The organism is Bradyrhizobium elkanii USDA 76 (assembly GCF_023278185.1).
Lineage (GTDB): Bacteria > Pseudomonadota > Alphaproteobacteria > Rhizobiales > Xanthobacteraceae > Bradyrhizobium > Bradyrhizobium elkanii.
In genome coordinates, this window is the sequence record NZ_CP066356.1 from 3,281,847 (window position 1) to 3,301,837 (window position 19,991).

Sequence of the window (19,991 nt, forward strand, 5' to 3'; positions counted from 1 at the left end):
ACCGCCCCCCCTTTGCTTTCCGCACGTTTTGGACGGCGGTGGCGGCCACATATCCCAGAAATTCCGCAGCGGTGGATTGGTTCCACCGAATATGCCTCGCTTTCACGTCGAGGAACCGGAAACTTACGCGCGGGTCGCGGCTTGTTTCCGTGGAGGAGACGGTGATGACTATGCAGGCGCATGGCATTGCGGATGGCGGTTCGGTCAAGCATCGAAATCGGCATGGTGGCACGCCGCTGTTGGTGGCGGCCGTGGTTGCGATCCTCGGCGTGCTCGGTATGCTGATCGTGGATCACGGCCCGTGGAACAAGCCGAACGTGCAGCCGGCCGCTTCGGCTAACTACTCAACGACCGGTGAGGCGGCGCGCGCGGCTGGCGCAAAGGTCATACCGACCGAGCCCAAGGCACCGATCGAGCCTGTTCCACCCGGCCCAAAGCCCGCTCATCCGGCAAATCCGGGCACGCCGCAGTAGATGCGGGCGTTGGTGGGATCGCATCCCGACGCAGGGTGCAGGAATTGACTCGTCGGGCAAATCAGCGGCACAAAATCATCGTCGGAAATATCGCGGGATGATCAGCGAACGCTGACCAGCATGCCCCACGCTGCTGCAAATCCTGCACCGACAAGAACGAGCATCGGACTATCGCAGAAGATGCCGCCATACTGGCACATGGTGGCACCGAGAGAGCCGATCTGATGATGGCCCGCGGCGTAGAACAGGCCGGACAGGACCGCGAGCACGGCAGCAACGAAATACATCGACGCTTCCTCCTTGCAATCAAATGCGGCGCGGGTCAGTTCGACCGACGCGAGCCAAAACTGTATTGATGTCGATCCAAACATTGTGAGCTGTCCGCTTGACGCGTCGGGCAACTCAGCGGCACACTGACATCATCGCAGCAAGCATAGGCGCTTGGCGCCGGCTCGCGTTGCGATTTCGGATCAATGCGCAAACTTTCGTTCAAGGCGGTTTCTCACCGTCGAAGCCGACGCATCGCATTTTACCGATCGCATTCAACCCGAAAAGAGGGTTTGACCGGTCGGGCAACTCAGGGGCGTAATCCGAAAATCAGAAATTATTGAGCCCGCGCGGAGCAATCCGCGGCGGGCTTGTCTTTGCCATCTCGCCCACCCGACGGTGACTATCGATACATGAAGCAGACGTCGAGCAATCGTGATGGAAACGTTGATCGAGCAAGATCGGGTGCGCCGAAGCGAAATCGACGCCACTGTAGTCAAGACCATTGCGACCGTCTTGACCTCATTCGGTTTCGAGGAAGGGGACCGACGAAAGCTGCGCTGATTTCAACATCTCCGACGATGGCGCGGGAACGCGGAGCAGGCGCAAAGCTATGCGTTCAAAGCGTTCGCCACAGTAATCGCCACGGGGTTTCTCGGAGCCGTTTGGTTAGGCATAGGACGACGCTCGGAAAATAACTGCGGCGCGCGGATCCGAGTTGTTGCGAACAATTCGTCCCCCTAGAGGTCCCTAGCCGAACCGACGGGGCCATTTTTTTCCTTTTTCCGGTCAGTAGGTAGCACTTTCGATGCCGTCGCTAGCGGGATCGAATCTTGGCCACGGGAGTGCTAGAATGGCCAGTCCAGCGCAAACGAAGCATCGATCGAAGCGTTCTCTCAAAATGGGCGCTCGGCAGCAGTCGTGGATCCTGAGCGCTGATTTCGCGAAATGCAGGCTTGCGCGTCTTGGTGATCGGTCGATAAACTGAGTTGACGGCTCGATCGCACGTGCAAATGTCTTGGAGATCGAACGAAGGAAGAGACCATGGTTGAGGTTGACCGCGGGCTCGACACGAAGCTACAGCCAGGCCCGGATATGGATCGTTATTCGGTCATGGTCGCACGAGCCAAGGCGCTTGTTCCGGCCTTGCGCGAACGGGCATCACGGACCGAAGAGCTGCGCCGATTGCCGCCGGAGACCGAGCGGGATTTGCTCGATAGCGGCCTTTTCCGGATCCTGCAGCCCAAGCGCGTCGGAGGCAGCGAGCTCGACTATGTTGCGCTGGTCGACTGCGCCGATGCCCTCGGGCAGGGAGACGCCTCGGTCTCCTGGAATTTTGCCAACCTTGCAAGTCACCACTGGATGCTGGGTATGTTCGCCCCCGAAGCGCAGAGCGCGGTGTGGGGAGAGGATCCGGATGCGCTGATCGCGTCTTCCTTCGTCTTCCCGGCAGGTCGTGCGAGGAAGGTAGGTGGCGGATATGTTCTGAGCGGTCATTGGCCGTTTTCCTCCGGGGTGGAATCCTGCGGATGGAACATGCTCGCCAGCGTGGTCGCCTCGGATGATGAGGCCGATGGTGTCGAGTATCGGCTATTCCTGTTGAACAGGCGGGACTACAGCATCGACGACACCTGGAATGCGGCTGGTTTGCGCGGGACGGGGTCGAACGACGTGCGGGTAACCGACGCCTTCGTTCCCGAGCATATGACGGTTGCCGTCAGCGATCTTGCGGGAGGTGCGACACCGGGCAGTGTCGTCAATCCGAATGCGCTCTACATGCTTCCGGTCTTTTCGTTGTTTCCCTATGTGTTGTCCGGGGTTGGTTTGGGAAATGCGCAGGCTTGCCTTGATGACTATGTCGAGATCGCGCGACACCGCGTATCGACATATAACCGGGCCAAGATCGGGGATCTGCAAAGCACGCAGATCAAGATCGCCGAGGCGTCGGCGAAAATAGATGCCGCGCGGCTGATCATGCGCACGAACTGCGTTGAGGCGCTTGCGGAGGTCCGGCGTGGCGACATTCCGGGCATTGCAGCGAAGACGAAGCTCCGGCGCGACGGTGCGTTCGCGGTCAATTTGTGCACCGAGGCGGTATCTCTTCTATTTGCGGCGGGCGGCGCACGCAGCCTGTTTACCTCGGGAGCGTTGCAGCGCCAATTCCGCGACGCGCATGCGGTGAATTCGCATCTCGCGTTCAATTTCGACGCGGCGGGCACCAATTACGGGCGGGTGGCTCTCGGGCTGCCGTCTGAAAACCTGACGCTTTGAGGTTAGCCGGATGTCCGACTTACCCAAACATCCGCTGGATCCCGCCAGTGAGCTCGCAAGCGATAGTTCGGCGATCGATCCCCGTGATTTCCGCAATGCGCTCGGCACATTCGCAACAGGTGTGACGATAGTCACTGCGATGGCGGCTGAAGGACGGCCGTATGGAATTACTTGCAATTCCTTTGCATCGGTGTCGCTTAACCCGCCACTGGTGTTGTGGAGCCTGGGCATGTTTTCGCAGGGGCTGCCGATCTTCCAGAATGCCAGCCATTTCACGGTCAACGTTCTAGACGCGTCGCAGCAGGCGCTGGCGATGCAGTTTGCCAGATCGTCGGGTGACAAGTTCGCGGGCGTGAGCTGGACGCCGGGTCTCGGGAATGCTCCCGTGCTTGCCGATGTGGTCGCGAATTTCCAATGCCGTGCCGCCAACCGCTACTATGGCGGGGATCACGTCATTTTCCTGGGCGCGGTGGAAGCCTACGCCTATAACCGGAACAATCCGCTGTTGTTCGCGCGCGGAGGTTTTGGCCGGTTCCTGGCCGACGGTGGTGACAAGACATCATGAATCGAAAGACGCCCGTCAAGCGCGTTCGTGCCAAGCAGAGGCGACTATCAGCTGTCGATCGTCGCAGTGAATTCGTTACCAAGGCAACCGAGCTATTTGCGGAGGAGGGATTTGGCGGCGGCACGCGTGCCCTTGCTCACAAGCTCGGAGTAACGCAGCCGCTGCTTTACCGCTACTTTCCGAGCAAGGACGATCTCATCAAGGAGGTCTACCGCAAGGTGTATCTCGAACCGCTTGAAATCGGCTGGGAGAAGTTGCTCTCGGATCGGTCACGTCCGCTCCGCGTGCGGCTCCAGGAATTTTACGAAATCTATACCGACGCGATCTTCAACCGAAGATGGCTCCGGATCTATCTCTACTCCGGCCTGAAGGGCCTCGATATCAATCGCTGGTATGTTGGCATGGTCAAGGACAAGATCCTGACGCGCATTCTCAGGGAATGCCGCCACGACGCCGGCCTCGCGACGCAAGGCAGGCCCAGCGCCGCAGAACTCGAGCTGGCCTGGGTGTTTCACGGCGGCATCTTCTATTATGGCGTACGCAAGTACATTTACGAGGCGCCTGTCCTCGAGGACAAGGCGCAGATGATCAGTGACGCGCTGGATATCTTCCTCGCGGGATTTGAGAGGATGGCCGAGAGTGCGACCGATCGTCGACGGGCGCCGATCAAGGTCGTCGGCTGAGTCGCGCTACGTTGTCGCCATCTGACCCCGATACCAATCGCCGATCTCGCTTGCCGTCATGAGGGCGACGCCGTCATGGCCGATGACGTACTCGAGCAGGGCCTCAAGGTACTTGATACGATGCGGTACACCCGTGATGTAGGGATGCACCGAGATGGCCATGATCCGCGCGTTCTCTGCGCCCTCGAGGTACAACCGGTCGAACTGGTCAGTGCAGCGCGTCAGGAACTGTTCCGAAGGAAGGTGTTGCAGCGCGTGAATGACAATGTCGTTGGTCTCGACCGAATAGGGAATCGTCGTCACGGTGCCGTGCGGCGTGGCGATGTCCTGGGGGAGATCGTCGATCACCCAATCGGCCACGTATTCGATCCCGTTGAGGCGCAGGAGATCGAGCGTTTCTTCGGTTTCGGTCAGGCCCGGGCTTTCCCATGATCGCGGCGGCTTGCCGGTAAATCCAGCAATCGTGTCGACCGCGCGTTTGATTGCGTCCGCCTGGTTCTCGACCTTGTGCATCGGGCCCTGCACAAACCCATGTCCCATGAATTCGAAGCCCGCCTCGCGCGCCGCAGACGCCACACGCGGATAGCTGTTGCAGACATTGGCGTTCGCAGCCAGCGTCACCGGTATCTTTCGATCGGTGAAAGCTTTGAACTGCCGCCAGAAGCCGGCGCGCATGCCGTACTCATGCCACGACCAGTTCGGTACGTCGGGCAGCAGGGGCTGCCCCATTGGCGGGCTCAGCACGGTGCGCGGCATCGCGTTCTCGATGCGCCATTCCTCGACATTGAGGATGACCCACACGGCAAGCTTCTTGCCGTCAGGCAATGTCAATTTCGGGCGATCGACCTGCGCCTGGTACGGAATGCGATCAGTAAGGGCCATGTCGAACCTCCTTCACGTCGATGATCCGGCAGCGGCATTGATCCGCGGCAGGACCTTGTCGGCCATCAGGATCATCGATTGACGGCCAAGCTCGCGATCTTTCCAGTCCTTGCCGGCGTAAAGCAGGGTTCCGAAGGTGCCAATCTCTTCCTGGAACGCCAGCAACTGGTCAGCCACGCTTTCGGGCGTGCCGTAGATGATCAATTTGTCGCAGATCGACTCCAGTGTAACCTCAGCGTCGGGTTGATCCCGTCGCGTCTTGAACAATTCGAGCCGGCCACTGCGCTTCAGCTTCGTGAACAACTGGTGATAATAATACACGTAGGGACTATCGGGCGACGTGGCATAGGCCTTCGCGGTTGCTGCATCCTGTGCCACGAACACGCTCTTGGCGACCCGCCAATTGGCTGGCTCGGCTGCCCGGTTCACGCGCGCACAACCCTCGACATATTTCGGCCAGTGGCTCTTTACCCAGGCAGGCATCAGGAAGTTCGCCGAAATCGGATCCCAGCCGCGCGCCGCCGCCTCCGTGACGCCCTTTGAGAATGGCGCAACCGCGGTCACCACAATTGGTGGGTGAGGGGCCTGCAAGGGGCGAGCGACGATTCCCTGGCCGATGTCCTCGATCAGAGTCCCTTTGACAGAGATGTTCCAATATTTGCCCTGCAAGTCATAGGGCGGCTTACCAGCCCACATATCAAGAACCTGATTGATGGCTTCGAGGAACATCGCATTGCGGTCGGCATCGAGATTGCCGAAAACCTCCGCGTCCGACAGCAATCCACCAGGACTGATTCCAAGGATGAAGCGGCCATCAAGCATGTGATCGAGCATGGCGACGGCCGCTGCGACTGCTGCCGGATGCGTGTTTGGCATGTTGATCGTGCCGGTTCCAAGCTTGATCTGCTTGGTTGCGGCTGCGAGCCAGGCAATGAAAGCGATGCTGGAGGTGATGTTCTCGGCCTTGTCGGTGACGTGCTCGCCGACATACGCCTCGGTGAACCCGAGCTCATCCGCGAGCAGAAAAGCCTCACGATCCTCCCGGAGCGATTGCCGCCAATCCTTGTCGAGAGGATGGATCGGCATCGTAAAAAAACCGAGCTTCATGATCCGCCTCCCCGCGATTTGAACTTTGGTTGGCAAGGAACCTGCGTCCTTCCCGAGGCCAAGACAAGCCCTGCCGCACAAATAATCACTCGATAAACAAGCTTGACCTTTGAAGAGGGCGGCCCTCTAATCGGGCAAACCAAAATTGGGCCCGGGAGGCCACGCCCACATGAAAGCTGCGGCTTTCGCCTACGCCCGCGCGACCAGCGTCGTGAATGCGCTGGAGCTGCTCGCCATGCACGGCGACAAGGCGAAGGTTCTGTCGGGAGGTCAGAGCCTGATGCCGGCGATGAACCTGCGGCTCCTGTCCCCGGACATTCTGGTCGATATCGGCGGCCTCGCCGAGTTGCGCGGCATCACCGTGAGGGGAGACGTGCTGGTCGTCGGCGCGCTGACCCGGCACGTCGATCTGCTCAGATCGCCGGAGATTGCACTGCACGCGCGGCTGTTGCGCGATGCCGTTGCCCACGTTGCCCATCCCGCAATTCGCAATCGCGGAACGATCGGCGGTAGCCTCGCTCACGCCGATCCTGCCTCGGAGCTGCCGGCCTGTGTTGTGGCGCTTGACGCCACCATCGTTGTTCGGGGCTCGGCCGGCGGGCGCCGGATTGCTGCGACTGAGTTTTTCAGGGGAATCTACGAAACGGCGCTGCTGCCGGACGAGTTGCTTGTCGCGGTCGAGGTGCCGGTCGCAGGCCAAGGCTCGACATTTTTCTTTCAGGAGTATGCCCGGCGGCATGGCGACTACGCTGTCGTTGGTCTTGCCGCCCGTGCTGTTGTTGCAGCCGGGAGGTTCTCAGCTCTTCGGCTCGGCTTCTTTGCTGTTGGCGATCGGCCATTGCTCGCTGTGGCCGCCGGCAAACTGATCAATGCCACGGTAACTCCCGCCTTGCTCGCAGAGGCGGCGACCGCACTTGCCGATGAACTCGATCCACACGAGGACCAGCAGGCGACCGCCGCCATGCGTCGACACCTCGCGATGGTCTTGCTCCGCCGCTGCGTGGCAGCATTGCTCGCACGGCCAGAACTGGGAATGGGAGTCGGCAAGTGAACGCTCCGGTACCGGTCTCGCTTCTGGTCAACGGCGAACCCATCGACGCATTCGTCTTGCCGCGGCTCAATCTTGCTGATTTCCTTCGGGAAAATCTCAAGCTGACCGGAACCCACGTTGGGTGCGAGCACGGCGTTTGTGGTGCCTGCACAGTCCGGCTCGATGGCGAGATCGTTCGCTCCTGTCTGATGCTGACAGTCCAGGCGCAGGGGGCGTCAGTTGAGACAATCGAGGGGCTGTCTGACAGCGGTGAAATAGCCGATCTTCAGGCGGCATTTCGCGAGCGCAATGCATTGCAGTGTGGCTATTGCACGCCTGGGATGCTGATAACGGCGCAGGACCTGCTGAAGCACGTGTCCGTGCCTGATCGTCGAGCAATCCGCGAGCATCTTTCCGGCAACTATTGCCGCTGCACAGGCTATCAGGCCATCGTGGATGCGGTGGAGGCGACAGCCAAGATGCGCGCGGAGCGGGGCGTATGACGGTGACGCGGGCGCCAGCAGACACGCTTTCGGTGCTTGATCGCCCGAATTCCTACATCGGCAAGACCGTGCCGCGGCCGAACCTCGACAGGTTGCTGCAGGGGCGCGGCCAATATGTCAGTGATCTCGAACTGCCGCGGATGGCGCATGTGGTTTTTCTACGGTCGCCACATGCCCACGCCAAAATCGCAGCGATCGACGCCGACGCGGCGACGCGGATGCCGGGTGTCATTTCCATCGTCACGGGCCGTGAACTCGAAGCGGTCATCACGCCGTGGGTCGGGGTGCTCTCGCACCTGAAGGGACTGAAGTCAGCGCCGCAGCACGCGATCGCGGTCGACCGCGTGTGCTGGCAGGGCGAGGCCGTTGCAGCGATTGTGGCGACCAGCCGTGCTGCAGCCGAAGATGCCATGGAGCATATTTCAGTCGACTACGAGGAGCTCGAGGCGGTGACGGACATGCGAGCTGCGCTCGATCCGGCAGCTTCCGTCATTCATGCTGCGCTCGGCGACAATCTTGCCTTTGAACGGACACTCGACGCCGGCGACGTCGATCTTGCATTGTCGGGGTCCGAACTCGTCGAGGCCGACTTCGTATTCGGGCGCCACACCGGCGTGACGCTGGAACCGCGGGCCGTCGTTGCCGACTGGAATCCGGCCGAGGCACGGCTCACGATCTATCAGGGTACGCAGGCGCCCCATATGGTGCAGAACATCGCAGCGCTGCATCTTGGGTTAAGGGAAGCGCAGGTCAGGGTGGTCTGCAAGGATGTCGGCGGCTCGTTCGGCATCAAGGTCCATATCTACGCCGACGAAATGGCGACCTACGCGCTGTCCAAGCTGTTGCGCCGGCCGGTCAAGTTCGTGGCGGACCGCGTCGAGAGTTTCAACACGGACATCCACGCCCGTGACCATCGGTGCAGGGGTCGGATCGGCGTCAGGCCGGACGGTACGATTACGGCCTTCGAGATCGACGACCTGACGGGGATCGGCCCGTATTCGATGTATCCGCGCACCAGCGCTATCGAGGCAAATCAGGTGGTCAATCTGGTCGGCGGGCCCTATGCCACGGCGAACTATCGGGCGCGGGCGCGCGTCGTCTTCCAAAACAAGAACGTGATGTGCCAGTACCGGGCGGTCGGACACCCGATCGCTTGTTCGGTCACCGAGGGCCTGGTCGATCTGGCGGCAGCGAAGATCGGCATGGACCCCGTCGAAATCAGGCGGCGCAATCTGATCGCCGACGATGCCTATCCGTGTGCGTCACCCTCCGGCATGAAGTTCGAGCGGCTTTCGCATCACGCTTCGTTGACCAAGCTGCTTCAGATGATGGATTACGACGCATTGCGCGCTGAGCAAGCGGCCTTGCGCGCCAGAAACGTCCATCGAGGCATCGGAATCGCGAGCTTCATCGAGGTGACCAATCCCAGCGCTGCTTTCTATGGCGTGGGCGGCGCGAAAATCTCGTCGCAGGACGGCGTTGCGGTCCGGCTCGACGCGCAAGGGTCGGTGATCTGCCAGACCAGCATCACGGAACAGGGGCAAGGGTCGGAATCGCTGACGGCCCAGATCGTCGGCAGCGTGCTTGGCGTTTCGATGGAGCGCGTTCGCGTCACCCTGGGCGACACCGACAACACGCCCTATGGCGGCGGCACCTGGGCCTCGCGCGGTGCCGGCATCGGCGGCGAAGCTGCATTGCAGGCAGCCAAGGCCCTGCGAGAGAATATTCTGAACGTCGCCGCGGCCATCCTGCAATCGACGCCGGCCGAGCTCGATATCGTCGACAACGGTGTCGTCAACGCCGCCGACGGCGCGCCGCGCATCGACCTGAACGAGCTTGCGCGGATCGTCTATTTTCGGCCGGACACCCTGCCGCCAGGCATCCAGCCCGAATTGATGGCGACCCGGCATTTCGTTCCGCGCCAATATCCCTTTGCATTCACCAATGGCGTTCAGGCCTCATGGCTTGAGGTCGATACCGAGACCGGGTTCGTTCAGCTGCTGAAGCATTGGGTTGTCGAAGACTGCGGCACTATCATCAACCCGCAACTGGTTGACGAGCAGATCCGGGGCGGGGTCGTTCAGGGACTCGGCGCGGCGCTGTTCGAGAAGTGCATCTACGATGAACGCGGTCAGCTGACCAATGCCAATATGGCGGACTATCTGGTCCCGATGTCCGGCGAGATGCCCGATATCGAGATCGGCCACGTGGTGTCTCCGACGCAGGAATCGGAGCTGGGAGCCAAAGGGGCAGGGGAGGCGGGGACGGCCGGCGCGGCAGCTGCGGTCGCCAACGCGGTCAATGACGCGCTCCGGCCGTTTGGCGCAACAATTACCGAGATTCCGCTCACGCCTCAGGTTATCCTGACCGCCTTGGGACGGATCTGAGCGGAGACGTTCCGGGCAACGACAATACGATAAGCAAAACGCAGACAGTTCTTGGGGAGGAATAGTCATGACGAAGAAGGTCACCAAAGCTGGATCGATATCGCGGCGTCGTCTGCTGACGACGGCAAGCGCCGGCGCCGTTCTTGCCGTCTCGCCTTTTCGCATCAATCTGCTTCAGGCCCAGGAAGCGCCGATCAAGATCGGCTTCCCGGTTCCTTTGACCGGTCCATACGGCGCCGAGGCCCAGGACCAGGTGCGGGCGGGTCAGCTTGCTATCGCCCAGTTCAATGATGCCGGCGGTCTCAACGGCCGCAAGGCCGAGCTCGTGGTGCGCGACGACAAGCTGAATCCCGGTGAGGCGGCGACGCGGACCCTGGAATTGGTCGAGAAGGAGAAGGTGAATTTCGTCGTCGGCAGTCTGTCCGCGGCGGTTCAGCTCGCGATCAACAACGTCACCAAGGAACGCGGCGTCATCTTCAATTCGATCAGCCAGTCCGACGCCATCAACGAGGCAGCAGATTTCAGCAAATACACGTTCCACGAAGCGCTGAACCCGCACATGACGTCAGGGGCGGTCGGTCGCTACGCCTTCACCAAATTCGGCAAGAAGGTTGCGTTTCTCACAGCGGACTATGCTTACGGTCACGAGATGGTTCGCGGCTTTCTCGAGGTCGGCAAGCAATTCAACATCGAGAATCTCGGTGACATCCGCCATCCGCTCGGGACGACTGATTTCTCGACCCTGCTGCCGCGTCTCCAGGCGCTGAAGCCCGATATTCTCTGCATCAGCAATTTCGGCCGGGATCAGCAAATCGCACTGAAACAGGCTACCGACTTCGGTATCAAGAAATCGATCCAGATCATCGCGCCGCTGCTGTCGCATGCCAGTCGCGTTGCGGCGGGCCCTCAGGCATTCGAAGGCGTCGTCGGCGGCTGCTCGTTCTTCTGGGGCATCGAGGACAAGTTCGCCTCGACCAAGGCGTTCAACGACGCATTCCGCAAGATGTATGACGGCAAGTTGCCTACCGACTACGGCGCGCTCGGCTATGGCGGTGTTCGGACGGTGCTCGAGGCGGTCAAGGGCGCGGGCAGCGTGGAGACCGACAAGGTCGTCGCGTCGTTGGAGGCTCTGAAATACGACTACTACAAGGGGCAGCAATACTATCGCAAATGCGATCACCAGTCGGTGCAATCGGTGCTCGTGATCAAGTCGAAGTCCAAGGACATGAAGAACGAGTCGGATGTGTTCGAGGTTCTATCGACCGAAGAGCCTGACGAGAAGAACCTGCGTAGCTGCGACGCGCTTGGCCACAAGAGTTGAGCCATGCGCCGGCGCGCACCGCGGGGCGGTGCGCACCGTGCTGAGGGGGACAAATGGCGGGCCTGAGCTTTGACCTGATTGCATTGCAATTATTCGCCGGGCTGGCGCTCGGCGCGATCTACGTGCTGTTTGCGATCGGCCTCTCGCTGATCTTCGGGATGTTGACCGTCGTCAACTTCGCCCATGGCGCGTTCTACATGGTCGGCGCCTATGTCGGGCTGTACCTGATTTCGATCGGCGGCAATTTCTGGCTCTGCTTGCTGGCGGTACCACTCCTGATCGGGCTGTTCGGCCTTGCCGTCGAGCGCGTGCTGATCCGGCCGCTTTACGGCCGCGGCATCGATTATCCGCTACTGCTGACCTTCGGGCTGAGCTACGTCATGGTCGAATGCGTGCGCATTGCCTTCGGCAAGACTGGTTATCCCTTCGATACGCCCGAGCTTCTGCAGGGGGCTGTCAACATCGGTGTCGGATATTTTCCGCTCTACCGCCTGTTCGTGATCGGCGCGACGGCCGTCGTCTTGTTGGCGCTCTGGCTGTTCCTGGAAAAAACCAGCTTCGGACTCATTATCCGCGCCGGCGCGCGCGATCCGCAAATCGTCCGCGTTCTTGGGGTCAACGTTTCTCGGGTCTGGTTGATCGTGTTCGGGATAGGCACCGCGATTGCGGGCTTTGCCGGGCTGCTGGCTGCCCCGCTTCAAGGCGTCATTCCCGAGATGGGCGGCACGATTCTCGCCGAGGCTTTCGTGGTGACGGTCGTAGGAGGCATGGGTTCGATCGGTGGCGCCGTACTGGCGGGCCTCCTCGTCGGTGTGGTGGTCAGCATGACGTCGCTGTTTGCACCCGAGATGGCCAAGGTGTCGATCTTTGCCCTGATGGCGATCGTCCTGATTGTTCGTCCCCAGGGCTTCTTCGGCCGTGCCGGATTGATGAGCTGAGAGCCAGGGATGACCGGAGCCACCGAATCCATCAAACAGTCCTGTGCCGCGGCGGGCAGTTGGTACGAATTCGCAACGCGGCATCGCGCCAGCATTGTGGCCGCGGTGATCCTGATTTTCCCGTTGGTGATGCCGTTCACGGCCCTCGCGGTGAACATCCTGATCTATGGATTGTACGCCGTCGGCTTCAACCTCGTCTTCGGTTATCTCGGTCTGCTGTCGTTTGGTCACGCGGCGCTGTTCGGAACCGGTGCCTACCTTTGTGGAATCGCCATCGTGCATTTTGGCTGGCCATGGTATGCGGCCATCGCGGCCGGGATCGCCGGCGGCCTGTTGATGGCCTCGTTGATTGGCGTGCTCGCGATCAGGACCCGCGGCATCTACTTCGCGATGGTGACGATGGCGTTGTCGCAATGTATCTACTACCTCTTCTATCAAGCGGTTGACCTCACTGGCGGCGAAAACGGCCTCCGCGGCATCAACGTCCGCACCATCGATCTGTTCGGCGTGCGGCTCGACTTCATCAATCCGATGATCCGTTACTATGTCATCGCGGCCTTCGTGATTGCCGCTTTTTTCGTGATGTCGCGCATTCTGGCCTCGCCATTTGGCGCCGTCATTGAGGCCGTGCGGGAGAATGAGATGCGCGCGCGCGCGTCAGGCTATGACGTCACCAAGACCCGATTGCTGACCTTCGTTTTGTCTGGCGGCTTCTGCGGTCTCGCGGGAGCGTTGCAGGCGCTGCATCTGTCGATCGTTCCGATCGAGATCCTGCACTACGAGACGTCGGGCCTGGTCGTGATGATCGCATTGCTGGGTGGTATGGGGACGTTCTTCGGGCCGATGATCGGCGCCGCGGTGTTCCTGGTCCTGGAGAATGTGGTCTCGGTGTGGACCGTTCACTGGCAACTGATCGTTGGCGCCATTTTCATTGCATGTGTGCTGTTCTTCCCTGCCGGCATCTGGGGCACGCTGATCGCGCGAGGCAGGCGATGAGTGCCGCGGAAGACCAAACCAAAGAAATCATCCTGCGCACCAGGGGCGTCGGCAAGACGTTCGGGAAGTTTGTCGCGCTAAACAATATCTCGGCGGAGTTTTCGAGAGGAGCGATCACCTCCATTATTGGTCCGAACGGGGCCGGTAAGAGCACCTATTTCAATCTGCTGTGCGGCGCGCTTGCGCCCACCAAAGGCAGCGTTGAATTCGAGGGCAAGGATGTCACCGGCCTGCCGCAGCACCGCTTTGCGCATATGGGGATCGCAAAGTCCTTTCAGATCACCAGCGTGTTTCCGCAGCTCACGACCCGTGAAAACATCCGCGTCGGTCTGCAGGCGCTGGTGTCGAGATACGACATCTGGCGTCCCCGCGCGCGCCTGACCGAGCTGGTCGAGCGAGCGGACGAACTGCTGGCCCTGGTCGGATTGTGGGACTCTCGCGAACGTGCCGCCAAGACGCTGGCCCATGGCGAGCAGCGGGCGCTGGAAATCGGCATGGCGCTCGCCAGCCAACCCCGGTTGCTGCTGCTGGACGAGCCGACGGCCGGCATGAGCCCGGAGGAAACCCGGACCATGATGGATCTGATCGTGAAGCTCGCAAAGGAACGTACGGTCATCCTCGTCGAGCACAAGATGAAGCTGGTGCTCGGGATCAGCGATCGCATCCTCGTGCTGCACCACGGAGAACTTCTCGCCGAAGGAACGCCGCAGGAGGTCCGGCAGAACGAGGCGGTGAAGCGGGTCTATCTCGGCCAGCGGGAGCATTGACGGATGCTGCAGATCAGCAAGCTCAATGCCTGGTACGGCGCAAGTCACGCGCTGCAGGACGTCACGCTCGAGGTGACCAAAGGCGAGATCGTCTGCCTCATCGGTCGCAATGGAGCCGGCAAGACGACCACGCTGAAATCGATCATGGGGTTGATGGGACGAACGCGCGGCTCGGTCACCTTCAAGGGCGAGGAGCTGCTGAGCCGGCCGCCGCATGTGCGCTTCGCGCTCGGACTTGCCTATGTTCCCGAAGAGCGGCGGATTGTGCAGGGATTGTCGGTCCGGGAAAATTTGCGGCTCGGGCTGGTGGCGTCGCCGGCGAAGAAGCGGGAAGCCGAGCTGATCGACGAGATCGCAGGAGTATTCCCACGGCTGGCCGAGCGTATGGACCAGGAGGCAGTCACGATGTCCGGCGGCGAGCAGCAGATGCTGGCGATCGCGCGGGCGATGATCGCAAAGCCCGACCTGATCATGCTGGATGAGCCTTCGGAGGGCATCATGCCGGTCCTGGTCGACGAGATGTTCGAGCTATTCCGCAACATGAAGGCGCAGGGAACGACGGTGCTGTTGGTCGAGCAGAACGTCGAGCTCGCGCTTGGCATCGCCGATCGTGCCTACGTCCTTGATCAGGGGGCGGTGGTGCACCAGGCGTCGGCGCAGGCCCTGCTGGCCGACGACGAGATCAAGGAACGATATTGTTCGGTGTGAGCGGGCTTTCCGGTCTCCCGCCGGCGCGAATGGACCTTACTCCGCGGCGCGCGCGATCGCGTCGGTCTTGCGAGTGGTGACGACGACCTTGATCGCGTCATCCACGCGATCCCGTGCATATCTGAGCGCCGTCGGCAGGTCGGCCAGCGGAAACGTATGCGTGTGGATCCTCGACGCGTCGAACCGCTTCGCTGCCATCAATTCCATGGCGCGGTGAGTGGCGCTGCGGCCCTCGCCGCGGATCCCGTAAGCGTAGATGTTGTTTCGCACGAGATGCGCGATGTCCAGCGTCGCGGCCTCGTGCGGGAAGGCGGCCAGACAGATCTTGCCGCCACGATTGGTCATGTGAATGGCCTGGTTGAGTGTCGCTTCGGTGCCTGCACATTCGACGACATAGTCCGCGCCGATCCCCCCTGTTAGTTGCTTCACGACCGCAACGGCGTCTTCGTCGTTGATGTTGATGACGCGGTCGGCCCCCAGTTCCTGGCCGATCGCCAGCCGCTTGTTGCGCGTGCCGGTCAGAATCACCGGGCTTGCGCCAAGCGCCTTGGCCACGGCAACTGCGAGAAGTCCGATCGGCCCCGGGCCGATCACCACGACGCTCTCGCCCGCCACCAATCCCCCCAATTCCGTCAAGCCGTACATCGACGTCCCGGCAGTCACCACGAGCGTCGCCTCCGCGTCGCTCATGCTATCCGGGACGCGCGCCAGCGTATTGATGTGGTTGACTGCGTACTCCGCGAATCCGCCGTCGGTCGTAAAGCCGTTGGCGCGGTGGCCCTTTTCCGGCTTTCCATAGTTGAGGCATGACGTGTACATGCCCTGGCGGCAGCGTTTGCATTGGCCGCAGCCGGCGTGGATTTCGACGCTGATCCGCTCGCCGATCCTGAACTCGTCGACTTCAGGCCCGAGCGCGGCGACCGTGCCCATGTACTCGTGGCCCGGCGTAAAGTTCTTGTTGAAGGGCAGGCCGCCCTGAATGCTTGCTGGCGACCCGGCATGGATAATTTCGAGATCGGTGGCGCAGATCGCAACCGCGTCGATGCGCACCAGCACCTCGGCACGCGACGGGACCGGCGTCGGCTTTTCGCGAAGCAGGAGCTGATCGGGGTCACCAAGGACCCAGGCTGTCATCAGGTCTGGGACGGGAAGATCGGGCGATGTCTTGACGCCGGGCGGCTGGTACATGGGCTTCCTCTTCTGGCCGGCAGCCTAGCGCGAAACCAGTGGTTGCCGCGAGCACCCGATAGTCGGCATCGGAGCCGTTGCATTTGCTGCACGGCAGCAAGCGCGTCGCAAAACATTCATACGCGGCCTATACTTGGTCGCCCGGTTGATGTTGAAATCCTCATTGCATCCTCTCCCAGATCGGAGCCTCCCATGAAGACCGTCCGCCTTGTCCTTGCGTTGCTGGCGCTAATGCTGATCGCGCCGTGGCAATCAGCCAGGGCGGCCGACGTGATCTGCTACAATTGTCCGCCGGAATGGGCGGATTGGGCGTCGATGCTGAAGGCGATCAAGGCGGATCTCAACTACGATATCCCGCACGACAACAAGAATTCCGGCCAGGCGCTAGCCCAGATACTGGCCGAGAAGAGCAATCCGGTCGGTGATATTGGCTATTTCGGCGTGACCTTCGGCATGAAGGCCAAGGCCCAGGATGCGCTCGAGCCCTACAAGCCGGCGCATTGGGATCAGGTCCCGGCCGGCCTCAAGGACGCGGATGGCTACTGGACCACGATCCACTCCGGCACGCTCGGCCTGTTCGTGAACAAGGATGCGCTCGGCGGCAAGCCGGTGCCTGCCTGCTGGAAGGATCTCCTGAAACCCGACTACAAGGGGATGGTCGGCTATCTCGACCCGTCGTCGGCGGCGGTCGGCTATGTCGGCGCGGTCGCCGTCAATCTGGCGCTCGGCGGCTCGCCAGGCAATTTCGATCCGGCGATCAGCTTCTTCAAGGAGCTGCGCAAGAACGACCCGATTGTACCCAAGCAGACGTCATATCCCGCGTCGTCTCCGGTGAGATGCCGATCCTGTTCGATTACGACTTCAATGCCTACCGCGCGAAGTACTCGGAGAAGGGCAACTTCGAGTTTGTGATTCCCTGCGAGGGATCGGTGGTGTTTCCCTATGTCGTTGGCCTCGTGAAGAACGCGCCCGACAAGGAGAAGGCCAAGAAGGTGATGGACTATCTCTTGTCCGACAAGGGGCAGGCGATCTGGACCAATGCCTATCTGCGTCCGGCCCGCCCGATCGAGCTGCCGGCTTCCGTGAAGGGGAAATTCCTCCCCGACGGCGACTATGCCCGCGCCAAGAGCGTCGACTGGGGCGAGATGGAAAACGTGCAAAAAGCCTTCGTCGACCGCTATCTCGCCGAGGTTCGCTGAGGCAATATGGTGCCCTTCGCCGGGGCACCATTCTTCCGATGTCGCAAAAATCCTTCGTTTGGCTCTGCCTGCTGCCGCTCGCGGTCGTGACCACGGCATTCTTCCTGCTGCCGATGGCGCGGCTGGTGGTCGCGGGTGCCGAAGGACCGCACGGGCTCGCCGGATATCTCGCCATCCTGACCGAAGCTCGTTATCGCGCGACGCTGATCAATACCGTGCTCCTCGCTGCGGCAACGACGGTCGTCACGCTGATTGTGGCGACGATAGCCGGAATGTTTCTGCAGCGGCACCGCTTTCCCGGGCGGGCCGTGCTGATCGCGATGCTGACCTTTCCGCTGGCGTTTCCCGGCGTGGTGGTCGGCTTCATGATCATTCTGCTGGCCGGGCGGCAGGGGCTGATCGGCGATCTGTCGAACCGGATCTTCGGAGAGAAGTTCGTCTTCGCCTATTCGATCTACGGGTTGTTCCTCGGCTATCTCTACTTCTCGATCCCGCGCGTGATCCTCACCATCATGGCGGCCGTGCAAAAGCTCGATGTCGGTCTGGAGGAAGCCGCGCGTTCGCTCGGCGCCAGCCCCTGGGCGGTGCAGCGTGACGTCGTGCTGCCCGCGCTGGCGCCGGCCTTCGTTGCGTCCGGCGCGATCGCATTTGCGACCGCGATGGGGGCCTTCGGGACTGCGTTTACGCTGGCGACGAATATCGACGTGCTGCCGATGCTGATCTATACCGAGTTCACGCTGGCCGCCAATTTCGCGACCTCGGCCGCGCTGTCGGTGGGACTTGGCCTGATCACCTGGCTCATCCTCGCGCTCGCCCGCTCGTTCAGCGGCAGCGCGGTCGCGGCGGCCGGGTGAACGCATGCGCAATGGCTTGATCTTCGCCGGCCAGTTCATCTTCACGCTGCTCGTTGCCGGCTTCCTGGTGGTTCCCGCAGGGCTGTCGATCTCCGCCGGCGTGACCGTCAATTACTTCCGGGGCATCCAGTCCGGCGTGACGCTGCAATGGGTCGCGCAGGTATGGGAGCTCTATGCCGGCACCATCCTGCTCTCCTTCGTGATCGCATTCGCGACCCTTGCCGTCACGCTGCTCGCCGGTGTTCCCGCAGCCTATGCGCTGCATGCGCGGGGAGGCCGGCTTGCGCGCATCGTCGAGGAGGTCATTACGTTGCCTTTGGCGATCCCCGGGCTTGCGATTGCGCTTGCACTGCTGCTCGCCTATGGCAGCTTCGGCGACTTTCGCCGCTCCTGGCTGTTCATCCTGGTCGGCCATGTGATCTTCACCATGCCGTTCATGGTGCGGTCGGTCATGGCGGTGTTCGCGACCGTGGACATCAAGACGCTGGATGAGGGGGCGGCCTCGCTCGGAGCGTCGTCATGGCGGCGCTTCCGCGACGTCATCGTGCCGAACGCACTGCCCGGAATTCTCGCCGGCGCGCTGATGGTGGTCACGCTGTCGCTCGGTGAATTCAACCTGACCTGGATGCTGCATACGCCGTTGACCAAGACACTGCCGATCGGGCTCGCCGACAGCTACGCCTCGATGCGGCTCGAAGTGGCGTCGGCCTATACGCTGATCTTCTTCGTGATGATCATTCCGCTGCTGGTCGCGATGCAGCTGCTGGCCGACAGGGATCACAAGCGATGAGTACGGCCGGGCACGGCGCAGCGGTGCGGATCGAGGCCTGCGGCAAGACCTTTGCCGACGGCACGCGCGCGCTCGATCCCGCAACCCTCGACATTGCGCGCGGCGAGACGCTGGTGCTGCTTGGGCCGTCCGGCTGCGGCAAGACCACGATGCTGCGCATCATCGCAGGCCTCGAGCTGCCGGATGTCGGCGGCAAGGTCCTGTTCGACGGCAAGGACATGACTTCGGTCCCGATCGAACGGCGCAATGTCGGGATGGTGTTCCAGTCCTACGCCCTGTTCCCCAACATGTCGGTGGCGGACAATATCGCCTACGGGCTGAAGATCCGCGGTGTTGCGAGGGGCGAGCGCGCCGCACGCGTCGCCGAACTGGTTGCGCTGATGAACATCACGGGATTGGAGAATCGCCGCATCGACCAGCTTTCGGGCGGCCAGCGTCAGCGCGTCGCACTGGCGCGCGCCGTCGCGATCCGGCCCGGCATCTTGCTGCTCGACGAGCCCTTGACCGCGCTCGACGCCGCGTTGCGGGACCGGCTGCGCAGCGAGCTCAACCGGCTGTTGCGCGCACTTGGGATCACGACGATCTATGTCACCCATGATCAGGCCGAAGCCATGGAATTGGGCGACCGGATCGTCGTGATGCGGAAAGGCGCAATCGCCCAGATCGGCACGCCGCGCGAGGTCTACTTCGCGCCGAAGGAACGGTTTGTGGCGGAGTTCATCGGAGCGGCGAACATTGTCGAGGCTCCGGTCGAGAACGGCGTGTTGATCCTGCCCGGCGGGCGACTGCCGATCGAGGGTGCAGCGACGACCGCGAACGCGACCGTCATGATCCGCCCCGAAACCATTCGCGTGACGGAGGCGGGCGCGGGTTTGCTCTCGGGAATCGTCGATTCCGTCAGCTTCATCGGCGACCGACAGCGGCTCGTCGTGAGCGGTGCATCGAGCAAGCCGCTCAATGTCGACGCTCCCAACACGATTCAAGCCAGGATCGGCGATCGTGTCGGGCTTTCGATTGCGCCCGACGCTGTCCGTCTGCTCCCCTCCGAACCACGAGATTGAT

At 61.7% G+C, this 19,991-nt stretch carries 19 protein-coding genes and 1 pseudogene; 16 read left to right on the top strand and 4 right to left on the bottom strand.

The genetic code is table 11. The features are described from left to right. The first annotated feature begins 170 nt into the window (after positions 1–170). Positions 171–473 carry a hypothetical protein gene (locus tag JEY66_RS15690; protein WP_018272815.1) on the top strand — a complete coding sequence of 101 codons (303 nt, stop codon included), beginning with the start codon at positions 171–173 and terminating at the stop codon, positions 471–473. A 101-nt stretch (positions 474–574) separates the two neighbouring features. Here the strand turns inward: JEY66_RS15690 and JEY66_RS15695 are convergent, their stop codons facing one another. Then, the gene (locus JEY66_RS15695) at positions 575–760 is read right to left on the bottom strand and encodes a hypothetical protein (protein ID WP_018272814.1); all 186 of its coding nucleotides are present in this window, start codon (positions 758–760) and stop codon (positions 575–577) included. A 1,075-nt stretch (positions 761–1,835) separates the two neighbouring features. Between JEY66_RS15695 and JEY66_RS15705 the strand changes: the two genes are divergently transcribed. Genes JEY66_RS15705 through JEY66_RS15715 form a run of 3 tightly spaced genes read left to right on the top strand, consistent with a single transcriptional unit; the run spans position 1,836 to position 4,259 of the window. Beyond that, complete coding sequence (locus tag JEY66_RS15705) at positions 1,836–3,011, top strand: acyl-CoA dehydrogenase family protein (protein WP_041482936.1); 1,176 nt, start codon at positions 1,836–1,838, stop codon at positions 3,009–3,011. A 10-nt stretch (positions 3,012–3,021) separates the two neighbouring features. After that, the gene (locus tag JEY66_RS15710; RefSeq protein ID WP_026193078.1) at positions 3,022–3,576 is read left to right on the top strand and encodes a flavin reductase family protein; all 555 of its coding nucleotides are present in this window, start codon (positions 3,022–3,024) and stop codon (positions 3,574–3,576) included. After that, positions 3,573–4,259, top strand: coding sequence for a TetR/AcrR family transcriptional regulator (locus tag JEY66_RS15715; RefSeq protein WP_018272811.1), 687 nt, complete (start codon positions 3,573–3,575; stop codon positions 4,257–4,259). Before JEY66_RS15710 ends, JEY66_RS15715 begins: the two co-directional genes overlap by 4 nt. Positions 4,260–4,265: 6 nt before the next feature. Here the strand turns inward: JEY66_RS15715 and JEY66_RS15720 are convergent, their stop codons facing one another. Together JEY66_RS15720 and JEY66_RS15725 are read right to left on the bottom strand one after the other, a co-directional pair. Next, the gene (locus tag JEY66_RS15720; protein ID WP_016843851.1) at positions 4,266–5,141 is read right to left on the bottom strand and encodes a polysaccharide deacetylase family protein; all 876 of its coding nucleotides are present in this window, start codon (positions 5,139–5,141) and stop codon (positions 4,266–4,268) included. Between the two features lie 12 nt (positions 5,142–5,153). After that, positions 5,154–6,248 carry an LLM class flavin-dependent oxidoreductase gene (locus JEY66_RS15725; protein WP_018272810.1) on the bottom strand — a complete coding sequence of 365 codons (1,095 nt, stop codon included), beginning with the start codon at positions 6,246–6,248 and terminating at the stop codon, positions 5,154–5,156. Between the two features lie 169 nt (positions 6,249–6,417). On the opposite strand from JEY66_RS15725, the gene JEY66_RS15730 reads away from it, so the two are divergent. From JEY66_RS15730 to JEY66_RS15765, 8 genes are all read left to right on the top strand, one after another. Further along, a complete protein-coding gene (locus tag JEY66_RS15730; RefSeq protein ID WP_018272809.1) occupies positions 6,418–7,299 on the top strand; it encodes an FAD binding domain-containing protein in 882 nt (293 codons plus the stop codon). Further along, positions 7,296–7,781: a (2Fe-2S)-binding protein gene (locus tag JEY66_RS15735; protein WP_016843854.1), complete on the top strand. Its 486-nt coding sequence runs from the start codon at positions 7,296–7,298 to the stop codon at positions 7,779–7,781. The genes JEY66_RS15730 and JEY66_RS15735 overlap by 4 nt, the downstream gene beginning before the upstream one ends. Further along, positions 7,778–10,168, top strand: a complete 2,391-nt coding sequence (locus JEY66_RS15740; protein ID WP_018272808.1) for a xanthine dehydrogenase family protein molybdopterin-binding subunit — start codon at positions 7,778–7,780, stop codon at positions 10,166–10,168. The genes JEY66_RS15735 and JEY66_RS15740 overlap by 4 nt, the downstream gene beginning before the upstream one ends. Positions 10,169–10,235: 67 nt before the next feature. Next, a complete protein-coding gene (locus tag JEY66_RS15745; protein ID WP_018272807.1) occupies positions 10,236–11,489 on the top strand; it encodes an ABC transporter substrate-binding protein in 1,254 nt (417 codons plus the stop codon). A 53-nt stretch (positions 11,490–11,542) separates the two neighbouring features. Continuing rightward, positions 11,543–12,427, top strand: coding sequence for a branched-chain amino acid ABC transporter permease (locus JEY66_RS15750; protein WP_041482684.1), 885 nt, complete (start codon positions 11,543–11,545; stop codon positions 12,425–12,427). Positions 12,428–12,436: 9 nt separating this feature from the next. Next, positions 12,437–13,423: a branched-chain amino acid ABC transporter permease gene (locus JEY66_RS15755; RefSeq protein WP_018272805.1), complete on the top strand. Its 987-nt coding sequence runs from the start codon at positions 12,437–12,439 to the stop codon at positions 13,421–13,423. Beyond that, complete coding sequence (locus JEY66_RS15760) at positions 13,420–14,190, top strand: ABC transporter ATP-binding protein (protein WP_016843859.1); 771 nt, start codon at positions 13,420–13,422, stop codon at positions 14,188–14,190. Before JEY66_RS15755 ends, JEY66_RS15760 begins: the two co-directional genes overlap by 4 nt. Positions 14,191–14,193: 3 nt before the next feature. Further along, positions 14,194–14,898, top strand: coding sequence for an ABC transporter ATP-binding protein (locus tag JEY66_RS15765; RefSeq protein ID WP_016843860.1), 705 nt, complete (start codon positions 14,194–14,196; stop codon positions 14,896–14,898). A gap of 36 nt (positions 14,899–14,934) precedes the next feature. On the opposite strand, the gene JEY66_RS15770 is transcribed toward JEY66_RS15765, so the two are convergent. Beyond that, complete coding sequence (locus JEY66_RS15770) at positions 14,935–16,086, bottom strand: zinc-dependent alcohol dehydrogenase (protein ID WP_016843861.1); 1,152 nt, start codon at positions 16,084–16,086, stop codon at positions 14,935–14,937. A gap of 453 nt (positions 16,087–16,539) precedes the next feature. On the opposite strand from JEY66_RS15770, the pseudogene JEY66_RS15775 reads away from it, so the two are divergent. The 4 genes and pseudogenes from JEY66_RS15775 (at position 16,540) to JEY66_RS15790 (ending at position 19,990) form a co-directional block, all read left to right on the top strand. After that, a pseudogene (locus JEY66_RS15775) lies at positions 16,540–17,285 on the top strand (extracellular solute-binding protein). A 38-nt stretch (positions 17,286–17,323) separates the two neighbouring features. Next, entirely contained in the window at positions 17,324–18,139 is an 816-nt protein-coding gene (locus tag JEY66_RS15780) for an ABC transporter permease (protein ID WP_018272804.1), read from the top strand. A 4-nt stretch (positions 18,140–18,143) separates the two neighbouring features. Further along, positions 18,144–18,929 carry an ABC transporter permease gene (locus JEY66_RS15785; RefSeq protein ID WP_018272803.1) on the top strand — a complete coding sequence of 262 codons (786 nt, stop codon included), beginning with the start codon at positions 18,144–18,146 and terminating at the stop codon, positions 18,927–18,929. Next, the gene (locus JEY66_RS15790; RefSeq protein ID WP_018272802.1) at positions 18,926–19,990 is read left to right on the top strand and encodes an ABC transporter ATP-binding protein; all 1,065 of its coding nucleotides are present in this window, start codon (positions 18,926–18,928) and stop codon (positions 19,988–19,990) included. Before JEY66_RS15785 ends, JEY66_RS15790 begins: the two co-directional genes overlap by 4 nt. Position 19,991 lies beyond the last annotated feature (1 nt).